This is a genomic window from Paenibacillus sp. FSL R5-0923 (assembly GCF_038009145.1).
Classification (GTDB): domain Bacteria; phylum Bacillota; class Bacilli; order Paenibacillales; family Paenibacillaceae; genus Paenibacillus_AQ.
Genome location: NZ_JBBPAT010000001.1, coordinates 858,289 through 878,533 on the forward strand (window position 1 = coordinate 858,289; position 20,245 = coordinate 878,533).

Annotated in this window: 15 protein-coding genes and 1 pseudogene; 12 read left to right on the forward strand and 4 right to left on the reverse strand. The window is 43.8% G+C overall.

The annotated features are described in order from the left end of the window. Window positions 1-340 precede the first annotated feature (340 nt). Complete coding sequence (locus tag MKX35_RS03845) at window positions 341-4,399, forward strand: glycosyl hydrolase 53 family protein (RefSeq protein WP_256716194.1); 4,059 nt, start codon at window positions 341-343, stop codon at window positions 4,397-4,399. 308 nt (window positions 4,400-4,707) lie between these two features. Continuing rightward, window positions 4,708-7,131 (forward strand): RNA polymerase recycling motor HelD, encoded by a 2,424-nt coding sequence (helD, locus tag MKX35_RS03850; RefSeq protein ID WP_076298073.1) that lies wholly within the window; start codon window positions 4,708-4,710, stop codon window positions 7,129-7,131. On the opposite strand, the gene MKX35_RS03855 is transcribed toward helD, so the two are convergent. After that, window positions 7,095-7,577, reverse strand: a complete 483-nt coding sequence (locus MKX35_RS03855; RefSeq protein WP_076298072.1) for a VOC family protein — start codon at window positions 7,575-7,577, stop codon at window positions 7,095-7,097. The two genes, helD and MKX35_RS03855, sit on opposite strands and share 37 nt — an antisense overlap. A gap of 158 nt (window positions 7,578-7,735) precedes the next feature. On the opposite strand from MKX35_RS03855, the gene MKX35_RS03860 reads away from it, so the two are divergent. The 7 genes from MKX35_RS03860 (at window position 7,736) to MKX35_RS03890 (ending at window position 16,075) form a co-directional block, all read left to right on the forward strand. Beyond that, complete coding sequence (locus MKX35_RS03860) at window positions 7,736-8,170, forward strand: Lrp/AsnC family transcriptional regulator (protein ID WP_076285015.1); 435 nt, start codon at window positions 7,736-7,738, stop codon at window positions 8,168-8,170. Between the two features lie 100 nt (window positions 8,171-8,270). Further along, on the forward strand, window positions 8,271-10,007 hold the full coding sequence (locus MKX35_RS03865; RefSeq protein WP_042192986.1) for a sensor histidine kinase: 1,737 nt from the start codon (window positions 8,271-8,273) through the stop codon (window positions 10,005-10,007). A gap of 5 nt (window positions 10,008-10,012) precedes the next feature. Next, on the forward strand, window positions 10,013-11,593 hold the full coding sequence (locus tag MKX35_RS03870) for a response regulator (protein WP_305953466.1): 1,581 nt from the start codon (window positions 10,013-10,015) through the stop codon (window positions 11,591-11,593). A 168-nt stretch (window positions 11,594-11,761) separates the two neighbouring features. Further along, the gene (locus MKX35_RS03875; RefSeq protein ID WP_042192982.1) at window positions 11,762-12,682 is read left to right on the forward strand and encodes an ABC transporter permease; all 921 of its coding nucleotides are present in this window, start codon (window positions 11,762-11,764) and stop codon (window positions 12,680-12,682) included. A gap of 39 nt (window positions 12,683-12,721) precedes the next feature. Continuing rightward, window positions 12,722-13,603, forward strand: coding sequence for a carbohydrate ABC transporter permease (locus tag MKX35_RS03880; RefSeq protein WP_076285013.1), 882 nt, complete (start codon window positions 12,722-12,724; stop codon window positions 13,601-13,603). 53 nt (window positions 13,604-13,656) lie between these two features. Next, a complete protein-coding gene (locus MKX35_RS03885; protein WP_076298071.1) occupies window positions 13,657-15,252 on the forward strand; it encodes an ABC transporter substrate-binding protein in 1,596 nt (531 codons plus the stop codon). A 238-nt stretch (window positions 15,253-15,490) separates the two neighbouring features. After that, window positions 15,491-16,075, forward strand: a complete 585-nt coding sequence (locus tag MKX35_RS03890) for a Crp/Fnr family transcriptional regulator (protein ID WP_076298070.1) — start codon at window positions 15,491-15,493, stop codon at window positions 16,073-16,075. An 8-nt stretch (window positions 16,076-16,083) separates the two neighbouring features. Here MKX35_RS03890 and MKX35_RS03895 read toward each other — a convergent pair whose 3' ends face one another. The 3 genes from MKX35_RS03895 to MKX35_RS03905 all read right to left on the reverse strand — a co-directional run bounded on the left by MKX35_RS03895 (window position 16,084) and on the right by MKX35_RS03905 (window position 19,058). Beyond that, the gene (locus tag MKX35_RS03895) at window positions 16,084-16,803 is read right to left on the reverse strand and encodes a DUF4386 domain-containing protein (RefSeq protein WP_076298069.1); all 720 of its coding nucleotides are present in this window, start codon (window positions 16,801-16,803) and stop codon (window positions 16,084-16,086) included. A 106-nt stretch (window positions 16,804-16,909) separates the two neighbouring features. Then, entirely contained in the window at window positions 16,910-17,872 is a 963-nt protein-coding gene (gene nudK, locus MKX35_RS03900) for a GDP-mannose pyrophosphatase NudK (RefSeq protein WP_076298068.1), read from the reverse strand. Window position 17,873: 1 nt separating this feature from the next. Next, window positions 17,874-19,058: a MerR family transcriptional regulator gene (locus MKX35_RS03905; protein ID WP_076298067.1), complete on the reverse strand. Its 1,185-nt coding sequence runs from the start codon at window positions 19,056-19,058 to the stop codon at window positions 17,874-17,876. A 226-nt stretch (window positions 19,059-19,284) separates the two neighbouring features. Between MKX35_RS03905 and MKX35_RS03910 the strand changes: the two genes are divergently transcribed. The 3 genes and pseudogenes from MKX35_RS03910 to MKX35_RS03920 all read left to right on the forward strand — a co-directional run bounded on the left by MKX35_RS03910 (window position 19,285) and on the right by MKX35_RS03920 (window position 20,238). Next, window positions 19,285-19,569: an alpha/beta-type small acid-soluble spore protein gene (locus MKX35_RS03910; RefSeq protein ID WP_076285007.1), complete on the forward strand. Its 285-nt coding sequence runs from the start codon at window positions 19,285-19,287 to the stop codon at window positions 19,567-19,569. Between the two features lie 192 nt (window positions 19,570-19,761). Further along, window positions 19,762-19,944, forward strand: a pseudogene (locus MKX35_RS03915) (YiaA/YiaB family inner membrane protein); the annotation flags it as partial. 57 nt (window positions 19,945-20,001) lie between these two features. Next, window positions 20,002-20,238 carry a YiaA/YiaB family inner membrane protein gene (locus MKX35_RS03920; RefSeq protein ID WP_305953467.1) on the forward strand — a complete coding sequence of 79 codons (237 nt, stop codon included), beginning with the start codon at window positions 20,002-20,004 and terminating at the stop codon, window positions 20,236-20,238. Window positions 20,239-20,245: the final 7 nt, after the last annotated feature.

A 20,245-nucleotide genomic window follows, 5' to 3' on the forward strand; every position in this document is an offset into this window, starting at 1 on the left:
CCTTGAGGGCCCTCTGTATGATTAGATGGAGAAGGCATACAAAAAGTTATATTTGGATAAAAAAATCTGAAATCTATTTAATATCATCTATTCCAGAATAATGGAAAACGAAGATTAAAGCCTATAAAGCTTGCTTAAGCATACAAAATCTTATCTTTTCATCCGTTACTAAATATTTTAACTATTGGTATATTGATTTGTAAGTGCTTACATAGCTTAGGACGCACACATATGCATCTGAAAATTTAGAATGGAAGGTGATCAGAACGTGAGAGTTAATCAAAAGGGTATCTCTGCATTTTTAGCAGTGTTATTGCTGCTAAGTTCATTCTCATTCAACATGAGGAGTGCTTTGGCTGCAGATTCGAACAGTTCTTTAATAGTAAATGGCGGTTTCGAGGACAATTTCTGGGAAGATGGATCATGGAGTGTCGATTCGTCAGATTGGAATCAAGTAGAAATTAAGCATTTTGCATATGCCGATGATACTTGGCTAAATCCAGATGAAGGAGCTCATGCTTTCAAATATTGGATTAACAAAGTCGCTACTGGAAACCAGACCATCTCGCTTAAGCAGACTATAACGAACCTCCCTGCGGGAAGTTATGAGCTCTCAGTCAAGTCGATGGGCGGTACTGACAATGAAACGGGGAATGTTGAATTGTTTGCGGGAGACGAGAAGGGGGCTGCCATTACCACCACAGGCTATAATGCTTGGGGAACGCTCAGCCTGAAATTTATCTTGAAGCAGGATACCCCGAGTCTTGAGGTTGGTGCGAACATAAGCGGCGCTCCAAGCGCATATGGATTTCTGGACAGCTTTGAGTTGAAACAGTTGAGTACGGATACGACCCAGCCGGTGGCTGCGGATATTTTTGTAAAGAAGGTGGAAGGACTCCAGCCTGATTTTATTAAGGGCGTGGACATCTCCAGTATTATTTCTTTAGAGAATAGCGGAGTCGAGTTTTACAATGAAAACGGAGAGGTGCAGGATATTTTTACAACCGTACATGAAGCCGGGGTTAATTACGTTCGGGTACGGATATGGAATGATCCTTTTGATACAGCTGGAAAAGGTTATGGTGGTGGCAATAATGATCTGGCCACCGCGATTGAAATTGGGAAAAGAGCGACCGCAAACGGTATGAAGCTGCTAGTGGACTTCCATTATTCCGACTTTTGGGCCGATCCGGCCAAGCAGCATACGCCTAAGGCATGGGCCAATCTGAGTTTCGAAGATAAGAAGACTGCACTTTACGAATATACCAAAGTAAGCCTGCAAGCCCTGCTTGATGCAGGTATTGATATTGGTATGGTTCAGGTAGGCAATGAAACGAATGGACAATTCGTTGGTGAATCTAATTGGACGAAGATGAGCCAATTGTTCAATGAGGGAAGCAAAGCCATTCGGGAGATCGATCCTAATATTCTGGTTGCTCTGCATTTTACAAATCCGGAGTCGGCAGGCAGATATGCCACTATAGCTAAGAATTTGCAAGATAACAATGTAGACTATGATGTGTTTGCAAGTTCTTATTATCCATTCTGGCACGGTACATTAAGCAATTTGACATCCGTGTTGAAGCAAGTCGCTGATACTTATGGGAAAAAAGTAATGGTAGCTGAAACCTCTTACGCGTATACCGCAGAAGACGGGGATGGACACGGAAATACAGCGCCGCAAAGCTCAGGTCAAACTTTAAACTACCCTATCAGCGTTCAAGGTCAGGCTAACTCAGTTAGAGACGTGATCGAAGCGGTTGCGAATGTGGGTAACGCGGGAATTGGCGTGTTTTATTGGGAGCCTGCTTGGCTTCCGGTAGGTCCGAAAGACAATCTGGAGCAGAATAAGTTGATATGGGAACAGTACGGTTCCGGTTGGGCATCCAGCTATGCGAAGGAATATGACCCTGATGATGCAGGGGAATGGTATGGCGGAAGTGCCGTTGATAACCAGGCTTTGTTTGATTTTAACGGACATCCGCTTGCCTCGCTGAATGTGTTCAAATATGTGAATACAGGCGCAGTGGCCCCTATTGCTGTAGATGAAATTAAGGATGTTTCGATAACGGCGATTGCTGGGGAGCCAATCCATCTGCCAACAGACGTAAGTGTTACTTACAATGATGGAAGTTCCGGCAAGATGTCAGTGGTTTGGGATCAAGTTGCGCTTGAGCAAGCCATTAGCAAGGGCGCGGGCAGCTATGTGATCGGTGGAACGGTGGAAGGCGGTCAGGTGGTAAAGGCTCTTCTAGTTATTAAAAAAGAGAACTTTATCGTCAACACAGGCTTTGAAAATAGCGATAGAAGCATGTGGAAAATCACCTATGCTGACGTTAATGCTCCACATACAGACTACCAAAATAAAGTTACAGATGCCAAAACAGGCAACTATTCACTACATTTCTACTCTGCGAAAGCAGTGGATTTTAGAGTAGAGCAGACTATTTCTGGTCTGAAGCCGGGATATTATAATCTTTCGATGTTTATTCAAGGGGGAGATGCTGCCAACCCCAATATGAATCTGTTTGCTGTAACGGATGGTAAGGAAGTAAAAGTAAACACCGGTGTGAAAGGATGGGCACAGTGGAATAATCCTGAGATCCAGGATATTCTCGTTACCGATGGAACCCTTACAATCGGAGCTAATATCAAAGCAGACGGCGGCGCATGGGGATCGATTGATGATTTCTATCTAAGCTTTGTCAAAGGTATTGAGGAACCTGCTATTGTTGATACGGATGCAGAAGTACAAAATATCACTTCTATGACAGCTACGGTTGGAGGAAATATCACTTCGGACGGTGGCGCTAAGGTTACAGAGCGAGGAATCGTATATTCTACTAGTGCCAATCCGACAATTGAGGATGGTAAAGTTATAGCTGAATCAGGTGGAATAGGTGCCTTTTCAGTAAGTCTTGCAGGACTTCAATCTGGATCTATCTATCATGTACGTGCCTATGCAGTGAATGCAACCGGAGTAAGCTATGGACAAGAGATTACGTTTACAACATTAAGTTCTAGTGCAAGCTTGAATAGCTTGAATTTGAGCGGCATAACATTGGATCAAACAGTGAGCGGAAGTGTATACGACTATACAGCGAGTGTACCGTATTCTTTATCTAACTTCACAGTGACGGCAACGGCCAGCGATGCTGTTTATGGTACCTTGACAGTGAGTATGTACAATAGTGCCAATACACTTGTGGCCGGTCCGATAAGTTTGGCAAGTGGGGCAACAAGCATAGAGCTTCCCCTTGAAGTAGGTAGTAACCGATTGGAGTTATTCGTAATTGCCCAAGATGGCACAGGTACGAGATACACAGCAACAATAACGAGAGCTGCGCAAGATAACGGTTCTGATGGTAATGGAAACGGTGGTAATGATGGTGGTAGTACCTCTAATGTCGTACTTCCGGTTATCTCCTCCAATGGGAAACTGACGCTTCCTGCAGGTCAAGCGGGTGAAGTCAGATTGGATAATGGGCTTGTGATTTCAATTCCAGCTAATGCTTCAGGCAAGCAGTTGGTATTAACGATTGAGAAAGTGCTTGATTCGCAGAATCTTCTCAGCAATCATGAGATTTTCGTAAGCCCGATCTATGAAGTTCTAAAAAACTTCGCGGAGAACTTTAGTAAACCAGTCACGCTAACCTTTGTGTTCGATTCAGGACAAGTGAAGAGCGGCCAAACTGTAGCGATCTTTTATTATGATGAAGTGAAGAAGAGCTGGGTGAAAGTTAATGACGGCAAAATAGATGGAAATCGCATTGCTGCAGATGTGGATCACTTTACGAAGTTTGCTGTACTCGTAGTGGATCAAGCGACTGGATTACCGGTAACCAATGTATCTACTGAACCGACGACAGAGGTTCAATTTAGCGATATCTCGGGACATTGGGCACAGGCTAATATTAAGAAAGCGGTGAGCGAAGGGATCGTCAAGGGTTATGCCGACGGAACGTTCAAACCGAATGGTGCGGTGACACGCGCTGAATTTGCGGTGATGCTGATGAATGCGCTGAAGCCAACTGGAAACGGTGTGGAATTGGGCTTCACAGATACAATCCCTGCTTGGGCTGAGAAGTCCATTGCACAAGCCTTAGAGGCGAAGATTATACGCGGCTATGAGGATGTTACCTTCCGTCCGGCAGCGAGCATAACACGTTCGGAGCTAGCAGTTATGATCGCTAGAGCAGCAGGGGTAGATTTAACAACGGCGGCATCAACAGGCTTTGCTGATGATAGCCAAATTCCTGCATGGGCAAAGGATGCGGTTGCAGCCGTGAAGAAATCAGGCATTGTGAGCGGACGTAACGGCAATGTATTTGCACCAAATGAGACCGCAACAAGAGCAGAGGCAGTAACCATCATTATGAATCTGCTGCAAACTAAATAGTAAACCTACTGTAGTAAGAAAAAAGACCGTCCTTAGGACGGTCTTTTTGTCTATTCTCTATGTGCGCCCAAGCTTGGCATTCAAAAAAAGAAGAACCAGCAGAGTCTGCTGGTTCTTCTTACTTATATAAATAATTTGCATGCAAAGAAAGATCGTGATATTATAAAATAATCACTGTTGATTTCACGAATTTACACATAAGTGTAACATCTTATCTACACTATTATAATACCATGTGGATTAACAGTTTGTCAAATTTTAATTTTTGCTTCTTTATAACAAGAATGAAAAGGAGCGTGTTCGTGAAGATGGTAAACGTAATGGATTGGCAGCAAGAACAAGATCGGCTTGATTTGGTTACGGAAAAGCTGCAATCAAGAATCGCAGAACTAGAACCAGAAGTGACTGGGCTACGTGATCAAGTGGTGGACATTCGCAAGCGGTTTTGGGAAGAAGTCACGGTCAATACGAGCACAGACGAAGATTTCGAAGAGACCTTCTACAGTATAAAGCAGCAAGAAGCATTGTTGTCCGAGCGAGAGCGCAGCCACCGGCAGCGGGTGCAGCGTTTTAAGAATATGAAACGGCTACTGCCGTCTCCCTATTTTGGGCGAATGGATTTTCAAGAAGATGGTTTGGGCTTGAGTGAGAAAATTTATATCGGAGTGGCTTCTTTCGTTGATGCAGACGGTGTGGACTTTCTGGTGTATGACTGGCGAACGCCTATTGCAAGCATGTATTATGATCATTCCCCAGGGCCATCTACTTACGAAACGCCGGGAGGACAGATTACAGGTGAGATGATGCTGAAGCGGCAATATCAGATCCGTTACGGTCAGCTCCAGAACGTGTTCGATACGAGCTTAACGATCGGGGACGAATTGCTTCAGCAGGTGCTTGGCAAAGGCGCAGATTCACAAATGAAGAGCATTGTGGCGACCATCCAGAAGGAACAGAACGCCATCATCCGCAATGACAAAAGCCGTATGCTTATTGTGCAAGGAGTGGCTGGCAGCGGAAAAACGTCCGCAGCGCTGCAACGGGTAGCGTATTTATTATACAAACACCGCGATAGGCTCAAGGCAGATCAGATCGTTCTTTTTTCGCCAAATCCGATGTTTAACAGTTATGTATCGACGGTGCTCCCTGAGCTCGGGGAAGAGAATATGCAGCAAACGACCTTTCAGGAGTACCTTGCCTATTGGCTCGGATCCACGATGAATTTGGAGGACCCCTTCGAGCAGATTGAATATGTACTGACGTCACAATCCTCGCAGGGGTATGAAGCACGGTTAACGGGGATGCAATATAAGGCTTCTGAGGCTTTCCTGCATGCTCTTCAAAGCTACGCGTTATGGTTAGGCAAAGAAGGTATGCTGTTCCACAGTATCCGTTTCCGGGACCGCGAGTTGATTACTGCGGAGCAAATGAAGTCGCAATTTTACAGCTACGACAGCTCTATACGATTGGCTAATCGCGTTGCTTTACTACGTGAATGGCTGCTGCGTGAGCTGACTAAGCTAGAGCGTCAGGAAATGGAAGCGCCCTGGGTTCAAGATGAAGTCGATTACCTCGACAACGATCAATATGCCGAAGCTTACAGTGAGGTGCTTAAGAAGTACCGGCGAGAGGAAGCTGTCTTCGATTTTACAGAGCAGTATCTTGAAATCTATGGCGATTTTCGTACTCAGAAGGACGGGGAAGAGAATGTCTTTGACTTTAGCTCGCAGGAAGATGAGTTGCTGCGTCGTATGATCGTGAAGGAGCACTTCAAACCGCTAAGACGGGATGCCAAACGGTTGAAATTCATAGATACGATTGGATTATACGAGCAGTTATTTAGGGATGAAGCCACTTATCAGAAAATGACGGGTGAGACCGAAGTACCTGATCAATGGCCAGAAATCTGTATGCAAACGAAGGAAAAGTTGAGCCTTATCGAACTGTTTTATGAAGATGAGACCCCATTCTTGTATTTAAAAGAGCTTATCGAGGGTTCTCGTACGAATACAATGGTGCGGCATTTATTTATTGATGAAGGACAGGATTATTCGCCGTTCCAATTCGCGTTCCTCAAGCAATTGTTTCCCCGCGCCAGCATGACAGTACTCGGCGATTTCAGTCAAGCGATTTTCCCGCAAGCGACGAATCTGCAAGAGGTGGATTCTCCTTTGATCCGGCTTTATGGTGAAGAGGAAACGAACCTATTTCGTTTAATCCGAAGCTATCGTTCGACTCGCGAGATTGTGGAGTTTACGAAGGCGCTGCTAACTAATGAAGAGATCGTGCCTTTTGATAGGGGCGGCAAGAAGCCGCACCTATTGAAGGCTAGCAATGAGGTGGAGCGGGCGGTGCGGATAAAAGAGGATCTTGCGGCGCTTATGGCCGAAGGTCTCGACTCCATCGCCGTTATTACTAAGACTGCTGCGGAAAGCCGCGAAGCCTATGAAGCACTGCTTGCACAGGGGGGCGAGAATCTAAGGCTTATTACGAAGGAGACGCTCACCTTTGAGAAGGGAACGCTAATTATTCCTGCGTATCTTGCTAAGGGCGTAGAATTCGACGCCGTGCTAATTTACGATGCTTCTACGCAGACTTATCATCGGGAGAGCGAACGTAAACTCTTTTATACAGCTTGTACGCGCGCGATGCATCGACTTCTGCTGTACACGACAGGCGATTGGTCGGGCTTTATTCAAGCCTTGGATGCATCTTTATATGAAGTAGTGTAATTAGACATATCAAAATCAACCTCTTCAAGAAATTCGATAACTTCCCCATTGGGGCTGTGAACGATCGCGTTCTTGATCAGAAGAGGCGGTTCACCAAGAGAAATAGAATCTGGTGCTATAAAAGCCTTTGCTCCATGAGCAAGGGCTTTTTGGTACATTTCATCGACATTATCGACGTAGAAGGCGAAATGTAAGAGTGCTCCGTGAGCTATATCCTCTTCAGACAAGGCTTTTTTCCCTTGGGCGGCAATGACTGCATCGTTATCAAAAATCTCTATGCAAGTTCTTTGATCAGGTGAAATAAGCATCGAAGCTTCTTTGATTTGAAAGGAGGGCAGACTCCAATGATGACCTAACTTAAATCCTAAGACGTCAATGTAAAATGAAATTGTTGCTTTATAATCTTTGGCTTGAATCGCTATATGTGCAAGACCTTTTACGCTCATTATTAATCACTCCTATATCTAATGTACTATTTATTATAGTTGGATTAAAATAGGAGATACATATATAAGATAAGTGTTTTATCCTGACATGGTTATTGAATATAAGGTATTTTAGTTGAATGGGTTTATTTATTAAAAAGAGCTAGGAGGCGCTTGATATGGAACATCTTATGGATGATATTGATAAAAAGATTATGCAATTATTGCAGTACAATGCTCGAATGCCCATTTCACAAATCAGCAAAGAGGTTTCGATGTCACAACCATCCGTTAAAGAAAGAATCATTAAGTTGGAGGAAAGGAACATCATATCGGGGTATCATACAGCTTTTAATTTGCGGGATCTGAACCGGGGTACGACTACTTTTATTCTAATCAAAACAGAACATTGCCAAGAGCTCACCGATTTTTGCAACGATGCTATGGAAGTTACCGATTTGTTCCGCATTAGTGGAGAATATAATTATCTCATTAAGGTACAGACCTCAACGATTGAGGCGCTTGCTGAATTTCAAGATCACCTTATAAAGTTCGGACCTTCCAAATCGCATATCAGCTTGAAAAATATTTTGGAGAACAGAGTGCTACTCTAAAGCGAAGTTTCCAAATACAAGATATAGTAACCGCTTTCTTTTCATTGTAAAATGGGTCAAAATAGCAGTCGTATGGATACGTATATAAGGGAGCATGCGCATGGAGAGGAAACTGTCTAGTAAAAAGTATATTCCATTCACATACAAGATGATGATTCCGTATCTCATTCTTGTATTGCTGACAGATGTGCTGGTTGGCTATATAGCCTATACAATGCTCGTAGAGTCCAGGACTGAAATGGCCGAAACGAATGTCCGGACCGCATTAAAGCAGACGAGGAACAACATCGAATACCAGACAGATGAAATCAAACGTATGACCAACTCGCTGTTTCTAAATACGAATTTTCAGAATGCCCTTCAGTTCAGGGGAGATCCTTTGGAAAATATGCTCAAAATGAGAGATGATATCGTTCCTTATATGAAGGCCCCTCTGCAACTGTATGGGAACAAGCTGAGACTTGCGCTTTTTACGGTCAATGAGACGATGCTTGAAATTACTGGTGATGATATGTCGACACCTATCGGTCGAAGTGATTATTATGTTCTTTCTGATCAGGTGATTGAGAATACGGAGTGGTTTAAGTCGATTGTTGCGAATAATCAAGACAGTTTGTGGCTTCAAGCGGATACCGACCGTGAGCTAGGTAATATTTCATATTTCCGTAAGCTCGTTTCTTCCAAGGCAGCACCTGCGATTATCGGATATATTCGCGTTACGGCGAGGATTGATGAGCTATTTGGTAATTTTGATACTTTTCCGATTGAACAGGGGATTGAACTTCGTCTGTTGGATAGGGCTACAGGAATGACTTTGTATGAACAAGGTGTTGCTGCTGAAGATACGAAACAAGATGCTTATTTAATTATTAGTGAAGATATTCCGGTATCAAGCTATGTCATTGAGGCGCGCGTACCTCACTCTTATTTGAACAAAGATGCTAGTAGAATGCGGAAGGTGATTAGTACCGTTTGTTCCATCAGTTTTTTGGTGATGGCTATTATCGGTTTTCTAGTTGCACGTATATCTGGCAAGAAAATCAAGCGGATTGTGTATTTGGTTCGATCGTTTCAGGAGGGGAATTTTTATAAAAGAATCGGATTTCCAGGGAACGATGAATTTGTCTATATCGCTAATAGCTTCAACCAAATGGCGACCAGCATTCAGGAACTCATCCGGAACGTCTATGTGCAGGGCATTCAGAAAAAGCAAGCGGAGCTGGATGTGCTTCAAGCCCAGATCAGTCCGCATTTCTTGTACAATACGCTGTCGACCATCGGCAGTCTGGCCAATTTGGGGGAAGTGGAGAAGGTTACGCAGATGGTACAAGGCCTCTCCAAATTTTATCGACTCACATTAAACGATGGGCATGTATATATCTCCCTTGAAAATGAGCTGGAGCAGGTGAGGATGTATCTGGAAATTCAGAGAGTGAAGTATGCGGACGCCTTTGAGGTTTATTATGATGTCGATCCGGAAATTTTACAGGTGCCTATTATTAAGCTGATTTTACAGCCGTTTGTGGAGAATATATTCAAGCACGCCTGGTTCGGGGAGACTATTGCGATTCGTATTACTGGAAAGCGGCTGGGTGACCGCATCGAACTCAAGGTCATTGATAACGGGATCGGCATGCGGCCGGAGACACTTCAAAACATGCGATCAAGCGCATATCAACCAGGCAGCTACGGTCTGAGAAACGTGGAAGAACGAATTAAACTGCGATACGGTAGCGATTTCGGCATTCAAATCGGTAGCTATTTTGGAGCGGGAACGACAGTTCAAATTATTTTACCGGTGGAAAATGCAGAGATCAGGGAAGTGATGGGGGAGTGAGGAGTATGGCGATGGAGATCAATGTTCTGTTGGTGGATGATGAAGTAATCGATTTGGAATGGCTTAGACGGCGTGTAGCCGGCAGTGATCATTTGCCTTTACATAGCGTGAGAACGGCAACAAGCGGGTTTGCCGCTCTGAAAATGATGGAGCAGCACCCTGTTGATATCATTCTCTCTGATATCGGTATGCCGATTATGTCAGGCGTGGAATTTGCACGGAAAGCGAAGGAGATTAACCCAGAGGTCCATATTCTATTTATTAGCGGACACCAGGATTTCAATTATGCCAAGGAAGCGATTCAATTGAACGCATACAGTTATTTGCTTAAGCCTGTGGATGATGACGAGCTGAACGAGACGCTGACCGAACTCTGCACAAAGATTGAGAAAGAGAGGACGCAGCGTACTTCCTTGTCGGAAACGCTGACGCTTGTTAATCAGGAGCTACTGCTGCGTTGGTTTAATGAGGCTGCACCGGGACAGGTTGAAACGCACATTCATAACGTTCTCACGCCATACTTACAAGGTGCATCAGCGGTTGCCATCATTGAGATCGACGACATGGCGCGAAAAATCCAAACCTGGACGGAAGAAGAGCGGAGTTTATGGAGCAGCACTGCCAATCAGTTTATCCGAAAGTTTGCTCAGGATCAAAATTTGGGCATGGTGATTACGACTTATGACTATCACTTTGTGATCCTTGCTGCGGTTCAGGAACAATATTTTACAGCTTTGCTGGAAGAGTTGATTCGGGCGTTCTATCAGGAGTTCTCCTGTTCGATTACGATCGGAAGAGGAATGTACACAACCGACCCGGTCAAGCTACATGATTCCTATCGGCAGGCGCAGGCCGCGCTAAGCATTAAATGGATCGTAGGGAAGAATAGGTTGATCCAAGATGCCTCGGAATGGTCTCCAAAGGAAAAGATGGCTTCGGACTTAGAGGTTATTGTGGATCGTATGCTTAAAGCTATGCTCGACTACGACCTTACCACTATTGATGATTGCTTGCTTCAGCTATTTGCCGGAGACAGCCCGATCTCCCAGAAAAACGACATCTACGATATCATTATCCGGATTACCTCTAAGCTTCATGCTGATCTGCAGCAAATGAATGAGCATTTGTACGAGATTTTGAATTGGGATTCTCATCATCCTTTTGTGCTGTTTCAGTTTGAAACGGTGCATGATATCCTTTCGTGGCTGAGAAGAAGATTCTTTGAACTGTCGGAGCTGCTTTATTTGAAACGCCAAAGGCAAAAGCGCAAGTTAATTGATGAAATTACGGAGTATGTGAAAGAAAGATTAGATCAAAAAATAACGCTAAACGAGGTCGCCGCACATTTCGACTTTACCCCTAACTATCTGGGGCATCTGTTCAAAGTCGAAACCAATAGTCTCTTCAGCGATTTTCTAAGTGAATTGCGTATGAAGCGGGTATGCGAGCTGCTCGAGGATCCTACGAAGAAAGTATACGAGATTGCGGAACAAGCCGGATATAAAAATATTATTTATTTCAATAGGCAGTTCAAGCAATATATGGGCATGTCGCCCGGCGAGTACCGGAAGAAAAATAAAATCTGAATCGATTACTTATTGAGGAGGCCCATGTTCTATATGGAACAGGGCTTCTTTTTTATCGAAATTGTTTATGAATCGTTGAATTAGTATTATGTTTAGTTGTTTCGCTGAATTATCTCACCGCCGCCGTCCTTTTATAATGAGAGATATAGAGAAGAAAGGGGTGCAAAGATGAAAGGGCATACATTTTGGAGCGATTTAAAAAACTATAGGGTTCTGTTGCTGATGCTGGCTCCGGCGGTTGCTTTTTTTCTTTTGTTTGCCTATGTCCCAATGGCGGGCATTATTATTGCCTTCAAGCATTATGATTACGCGGGCGGTATTTTTGGAAGTGCCTGGAACGGGCTCGATAACTTCCGCTTTTTCTTTGAATCAGGAGATGCCTGGCGGGTAACACGGAATACAGCATTGTACAATATTGCATTCATCGTTGTAAATAACTCTTTGCAAATTTTTGCAGCCATTATGTTGTTTGAGGTCGGTGGCAAATGGTTCCGCAAAATTACGCAATCGGCGTTGTTTCTTCCCTACTTTATTTCATGGGTAGTTGTCGGCGCGATTGCCTATAACCTGCTCAATTATGATATTGGTACTGTGAACGCACTCCTTAGAGGGCTCGGGCTAGAACCTATTGATATTTACAATACGCCTGCCTACTGGCCGTATATCCTAGTTCTCGTTTCCGCCTGGAAAGGCCTTGGATACGGAACAGTAATGTACTTGGCCGCGATTACGGGCATAGATACTGAACAGTATGAGGCAGCTGAAATCGATGGCGCCAATATTTTTCAGCGGATCCGGAAAGTGACGATTCCAAATCTTTACCCGACGATTATTATTTTGGTGCTGCTGGCGGTCGGGAATATTTTCCGCGGTGATTTCGGGATGTTTTATAACATGATCGGCAATAACGGTTTGTTGTTCTCTTCGACGGACGTTATCGATACTTTCGTGTTCAGATCGCTGATTACTTCGAATGATATCGGCATGTCGGCTGCGGCTGGCGTTTTCCAGTCCGTTCTTGGCTTCGCAACGATCATGACTGTGAACTATGCTGTTCGTAAATACGATAAAGACCGCGCCTTATTCTAACCGCATCAGAGGTACAGTTTTCATAATGGAGGTAACGATATGAAGCAGCTCGATCGTAAAATATTCTCGGGTATTGGTTATGTATCCCTAATCTTTCTCGCAATTTTATGTATATTCCCGTTTATACTTGTCGTATCTTCATCGCTGACGGAAGAGTCAAAAATATTAACTGATGGCTATCAATTTATACCTACGGCCTTCTCAACAGAAGCCTACAGCATTTTGTTTAAGTATCCCGACCAGATGATTCAAGCCTATATGGTGACCATAGGCGTTACTATAATAGGCACACTGTTTGGTTTGTTTCTGACTTCGATGACGGCTTATGCGCTATCCAGAAAAGATTTTAAATGGCGTAATAAATTTTCGTTCTTCTTTTTCTTTACAACTTTATTTAACGGGGGTCTGGTTCCTTGGTATCTGCTTATGGTCAATTACCTCCATATCAAAGATACATTGCTGGCTTTAGTGATTCCGATGATGCTCAACGTCTTCTACATCATTGTTATGAAGTCGTTTATGGGCAGCATTCCGGAAGCAATCGTAGAATCAGCTAAAATTGACGGTGCAGGCGATTTTAAGATCTACGCTCGTCTAATTCTGCCTCTTTCCAAGCCGGCGCTAGCGACTATTGGTTTGTTTCTGGCTCTTGCCTATTGGAACGACTGGTACAATGCCCTTCTATTTATTTCCGATGAGAAGCTGATGCCGCTTCAATATTATTTGTACAAAATGCTTGGCAATATGGATGGCATGCGAAAAGCCATGATGGGTGCAGGAGCAGTCGTAACCACATCGATCCCAAGCGAGAGCTTGAAGATGGCAATGACGGTTGTAGCTACAGGTCCGATTCTGCTCGCTTATCCATTCGTTCAGAGATATTTCGTTCAAGGCTTGACGATTGGCGCTGTAAAAGGATGAACCCGGGGAAATCCGGTTTATCAATATAATTAATACAAGGGGGAAGGCTTGAAATGCTGAGAAAAAATAGATTCATTATGCTCGCACTCGTTTTAACCTTCGTAATGATTTTAAGCGCATGTGGTGGTGGCAACAACAACGCCAATACACCCGCTAAGGCTACCAATAATGCCGCTGAGGTAACAAGTGAGCCTACAGAAACAGCGAGTGCAACGAATGCAGCCGAAACTTCAGATACCATAGACACCTCTAAAGAAGTAAAGCTGAAAATGATCTTCGTTGGGCCTAAACCGATAGACTATGATAGTGTTTTTGCTGAAATTAATAAGAAACTGAAAGAAAAAATTAATGCGACCCTTGAGGGCGAGTTCTTGGACTGGTCTGACTGGGCTCAAAAATATCCACTGAAGCTGGCGGCAAATGAAGATTTTGATCTCATCTATTCGGCAAACTGGGCTGGTTATAATGATCAGGCGCTGAAAGGCGGATTTCTAGAATTGACCGACGAGCTGCTTACCAAATATATGCCGCAAACTAAGGAAGCTATGTCAGATGTGAGCTGGGATCAGGCAAAAGTAAACGGTAAGCTGTATATGGTTCCGCAAAACAGAGGAGAGTCTGTTGAAAAGCTGATTCTATATCGTGAAGATTTGCGTAAGAAATACAATCTTCCCGAAATCAACAGCCCGGAAGCATATGCTACTTATTTGAAGACGATAGCAGAAAAGGAAAAAGGAATTACACCGTTCACTCCGGAAACGGGAGACTGGAAGTATCATAACTTGGACCGTGTATTATTGAAGCAGCAAAACGAATGGAATATGTTTGATCTAGATCTTCCGTTTGCCTTCAAATTGACCGATGAAACAGGCAAAGTCTTTAACGTCTATGAAACGCAAGAGTTCAAGGATCTACTCGTGTATTACAAAGATCTCGCTGATAACAATGCCTGGTCGAAAAACGTTCTGAACAGTAAAAATGATCATCAGGCGGATTTTAAAGCAGGTAAAACCGCCTCAATTACGCACAATAACGGAACACTTGGGGCACTCATGGCCTTGATGCGCCAAGAAAATTCTCCTTATGAAGTAGCATTGGCTGATATTAACCAAGGGAAGAAAAAATCAGTGGCGATCTCTACACAAAACGGTACGTCGATTCATGCGACTTCCAAAAATGTAGAACGTTCCTTGATGCTGATCGATCTGATGCAGAATGATAAAGAACTGCACGACCTGATAATGTACGGAATTAGTGGCGTGCACTATGAACCGGTTGGCGACACCAAATATAAAGCACTCGACAAAAATCCGAACTTTACCGGCTTCTCTAATTGGAACTTCAACTCGCCACTCAACCTTGACAATGAAGCATTCCCTCAAGAAGCTAACGATCTGGCTAAGGGCTGGGAAGCTAACGTCTACCACTATGCCCTTGAAACCTTTGTATTCGACAATAGCAAAGTGAAGACGGAAATTGCCAATGTGGGTAATGTAATGCTCCGCTATGCCATTCCGCTCGAGTACGGCGTAATTAAAGATATCGACAAAGGCCTTGCAGATTTGAACAAACAGCTGAAATCAGCTGGCATTGATAAAATCCAGGCTGAGCTGCAAGCGCAAATCGATGCTTTCTTAGCGAACAAGTAAGATACAGGATAAGGGAGGCCCAACAGTCATGAAATGGCTGTTGGGCCTCCCTGTTTTGGGGGATCGTCCGAATATGAGGCTCACTAGTGGACACAGCTGTGCGGCGTATGAAGAGTTGAAAGGTTGGATTTATCTTTGTATGAGCTAGTATAATAAGGCAAGAAGCTCCCTCTCGGGAGCCTAAATAGCTTCAAGCGCATCATAAGCGGGCCATTAGCTTCGGAGATTGGAGAGAGATATGAAAAACATATTGTATAAGTACATGAGTAAATTTACATCTCTTAACGAAGAGGATCAGCAGGATATTGTTGAAGGTATCCTTATAGAGGAATTTAAAAAGGGGACAGTGCTCCTTAGACAAGGAGATGTTCCCACAAAATGTTTTTTCGTGCTAAAAGGTTGTGTTAGGCAGTACTCGATAGATGAATCGGGAAAAGAAGTCACATCTAATTTCTACACAGAAGAGCAAGCGGCTTCGATTTTTAATCGACATCAAGAAAGCAAGCCCTCTGCGTACACCTTAACCTGCCTGGAAGATAGCACATTGGTGGTTGGTGAACTTAATGCGGAACAAGACATGCTTCACAAACACTCGCAATTGGAAACGATGATCCGCAAAATGGTAGAGGAAAACTTAGGTGAGGTACAGGACGAATTAACTTCATTTATCGCTTCCAATCCTGAAGAACGTTATAAAGCCTTGTTGAAAAAAAGACCTCACTTACTCACTCGGGTCCCTCAGCATCAATTGGCCAGCTATCTGGGGATGACACCAGAGTCATTGAGCAGAATTAAGAAGCGTGTTGATTCCAGTGAGAACTAATAAGAAAGTCATACACTTTTGTGGAGTTTTCCTCCTCTAAGCAGCAGCCATATCCCAAAGCCTAGTTCTCCTACAATCATAGGAATAGTGAAAACGTAATTTAATATTGTAATGACCCCTTCGTATTGTGGGAGAAATATTTTGCTTAGATGAATGATCATATAACCTATTGAAGCAAGCAGCAATAAGATGCCGATTACTTTAGGAATGATGTCAGATTTTAAAGCCACATAGCCCACAATTAACAGATGCCCGCCAAAAACGACTAACCCCATAGACCAAATCCATTGAAATGCATCCAGAAATAACATCATAAATGCTTGAGTCTGTTGAATTTTTAATGAGGAAAAGTCGATTGTATTTCCCGTGAGCAGCAGCACAACTATCAAGTTAAGTATAGAGACTCCCAATATAGCGGAATAGGTTAGACGAAGCCAGGCGCCGAGTAATGATAGCTTTTGGTTAATCGGTTCTAGAAACACATAAAACGCCCAGGCGACCAGGATGTCAGTAATCATAATGATGATCCAACCCAAAATTTCACCTTTGAAAAGGTTAGTGGATGACACGAGGTTATTGAATGTGACGCTGGCATCGCCCTGAACAACAAGATTCCCATGGACAAAGCCATACGAAAAAAATGAGGCAAGGGTCATGATAATAAGTGAGATTCCAGCAGTTAAAGCCGACTTTCGCTGATTCGATAGATCTTTTTCTGAGATAGCCATAGATAGCCTCCTAAAGGACTTTTTATTTTCATTGTAATTAGGAGTAGTATGGCGGGCATTGACTTAAATCAAGAGTGCATCATCAGACAGAAAAAAATGCTTATTATCACAATAACGGAAGTTCATCCAGCCGTTCGTAAATCAACAATCCTTTCTCTTGCGCAACCTGTACCATTTCATCGGCACCCTGAGATGATCCTCCAACTCGAAGCACGGCATCACAGTAATTAAGCAGGCGAATGGAAGACGGATGGAAAATCCGGTTGAAAACGTCGTCTCCTAGATTAGTGGAACCGGCTGTAGCAATAAGAGGCAAAGCATACCACTCCCCCAGCACTGGCATATGCCCAGCCCCGTAAACTTGAAGAGCAATTTTATTCATGTATTTGACATTTTCCTCGATTAATACTGGATCATCATTGGTTCCAGAACGATACGGGCCAGCGATAAGGATATGCAGCGGTTTTGATTTTACCTTCAAGAGACCTTGGATCTGAGCGTATTGGAGCAGCATTACCGTCTTAGCATCACGAATCTCGCCACTTTGGACCATGTCAAGCGCTTGAGCAAACGGAAGTTCCACTACTTCAATATTTTCCTGTTCCTCCTCAAGTCCCCCACCTGGACCTGTTGTCATGACGTCACTATACTCAGCTACAAAGAAGTGCAGGGTTTCGGTAACAGATCCTGGTGACATATAGACCTCGCCAACTTTCTGCACTCGGTCGATACGGTACCCCGTCTCTTCCTCCGTTTCCCTCAGAATACTTTCTTCTGGTGTTTCTTTATCGAGTAGCCCCGCGCAGGTTTCGATAAGCATTCCAGTCACATTGCCGTTTAGATAAGTAGGCATTCGGAATTGTCTCGTAAGTACGATGGTTTGTTTGTGTCGATTATAGAGTAGAATGGTCGCTCCGTTGCCTCGGTCATACACTTCACGGGATTGTGTCTCCCATTGTCCATTTTCTTTTTCATACTTGAATGTGATCTTCTTTAAGGTGTACCAGTTATCCGATAGAAGTTCCTCTTTTATGATCCGTACTCTTGGGTTGTAATGCTGTGCCTTCATCTCATTTCCTCCCTAGAAAAATCCCATTTTCTTTAGTCATTTCGAGGGCTCCATTCTCCTGTAGAAGCCGATTGACGTGGTTTCGAAATTCGTCTATAGCCGCACCGACAAGTCGCTCTTTTGCGTTCATCGGGGTCGATATCATATATTCAATCAGGGGTTCAGCTTCGTCGACTAACAGACGGTCGTCGTAACGTAGTAACCGAAGATCGGAGAAGCAAGAAGACAGCAGGTCTCCTCCGTTACCCAGATTAAATCGTTTAATAGCTTGATCCAATACATGAAGGTCGGGGTCGAACGAGACCGCCAATTGTTCAATCTCTTGTAGGTGTTGAGTGCTCATTGTAGAGGTGCATATTATACCTCCTCGCTTTAGTACGCGGTGTATCTCGTGGATCGCTTTAGGGATGTCCGGCACGTGATACAGCATGTTGTTAGCGATAACCACATCGAAATGCTCATCGTGGAAGGGGATTTGTTGCGCGTCAACAGATAAGAGCTTAAACTGTGAACTTTTACTTCCTAAGCGGCAACGTGCTTCTTCTACCATCCCGCTCGAAATATCAGTAAGTGTGATGCGCCAACTGCTTGGAATTCGTTCGGCGTTTCTTATCCAAAAGGTTCCATCGCCGCCACCTAACTCTAGAATGTGGGCTCCAGGGTGCACCTCCAGTTGTTCAAACACCCAATTATGCCAGCCTTGCGGATTTGTACTGAACTTGTCATAAAGATGTATCCGCGTTTGCAAGCGGCTCGCCGTCCGATACTGTTCCCCCCAATCTTGCTTACTCTGCAAGGTTTGAATAACATTTGCTAAGTGGTTCCAATCAGACCGATTGACCGACATTTGCATAGCATCTCGTATTGCATGAACTACATGCTCCGTATGAGTGATTTTTCTCTGTAGAACATCGAGCTGTGCTTGTAACGAATGTCTGATCTCCCCTATGGATAGCGACTCTGCATCTAAGATGTCTTTTATTTCTTGAAGTGATAGCCCTAAGTATTTCAACGTTTGAATTTGCTGCAATTTTTCTAGGTCTTTCATGTTATAAGATCTTATCGATCCCGCATGATGATTTTCTGGAATTAGAAGCCCAATCTGATCGTAATATCGCAATGTCCTGACCGTTATTCCTGTACGCTTTGCAAGCTGCCCTGTCGTTAAATAGTTATCTTTGTACATCCTTTCTCACATCCAATCGATTGCTCCAGCGTGTTGTTCTCAGTTAGTATAGCAGGTGACGTAACGTCACCTTCAAGCAAAATTTATGCATAAGAAACAGAGGGCAAGCACCCTGACAGCAGTTGGCCTTTCAGCGCCCTCTTGGAAATAATCGGAGCAAATCAACAGGGGTGGAGATTTCGTTTTCCGGGCATGTTACTTAAAACATGTTAGGAGGGGATAAGGGATGTCCAGAAGAAACAGGAAATATGCAGTGCCGGGAGTCAATCGCGGAATGCAAACGTTTAAAGCCGAGGTGATGCGGCGCGAGGGTTATGATGTAGATCCGGAGCGGCCTGATGATGTGAAATATGAAGTAGCAAAAGAACTTGGTATCCCATTGGAACACGGTGAGAATGGACATTTGAGTACAGAATCAGTGGGTCAGATTGGCGGAAAAATTGGTGGATCGATGGTCCGCGAGATGATTCGTCTTGCACAGCAGCAATTGGTGGATCAGGAAAGGGAGTAGCATTTTTTCTAAATCATAAAGTTGCAGAAAATATAGGAGGCGGCTTTAGTCCTGAATTGCCTGGGACTGAGACCGTTTTCTTTGTGTTTTCCCAAAACAACCTAATTAATGGTAGAATTTTACCGATGTTCCACGGTATAGTGAAGAAGGCTATAACACCATTCAATTCTGTATTGGGAGAGGAATCGTCGGATGAATCAGAGGTATCGTAAACGCAACACAGCTGCTTTCACAGGGGTATCGTATTTTGCATTGGCTGCAGGTCTTTTTCTATTCTGTTTGGGGGTGTACAACGACGATTGGGAATTGAACGTGAAAGGGTATTATTTGCTTTGCATGGTGTTAATTACGATTAGCTGTATCGTTGTGCAAAAGGTCGTTAGAGACAACTCAGAGGATAAAGAAATTAAGCTAGAAAATCCGAAACACAGGATGAGAAATACAGGGGCTTTCACAATTATGGCTTTTGCAGGCTTGGTTATTGGGTATGTAATGTTCTTTATTGGTCTGTACAATGCTCCATTTCAATTGAATGTAAAGGGGTATTATATAGCTGTTATTCTGTTGATTTCATATAGCGCCGTTGGCGTTCAGAAAGTGACGAGAGATAACGCGGAGGACAATGAGATTCTCGCCGAGCAAGATGCCAGGAGGGACATTCAAGGGTAAAGAGGGA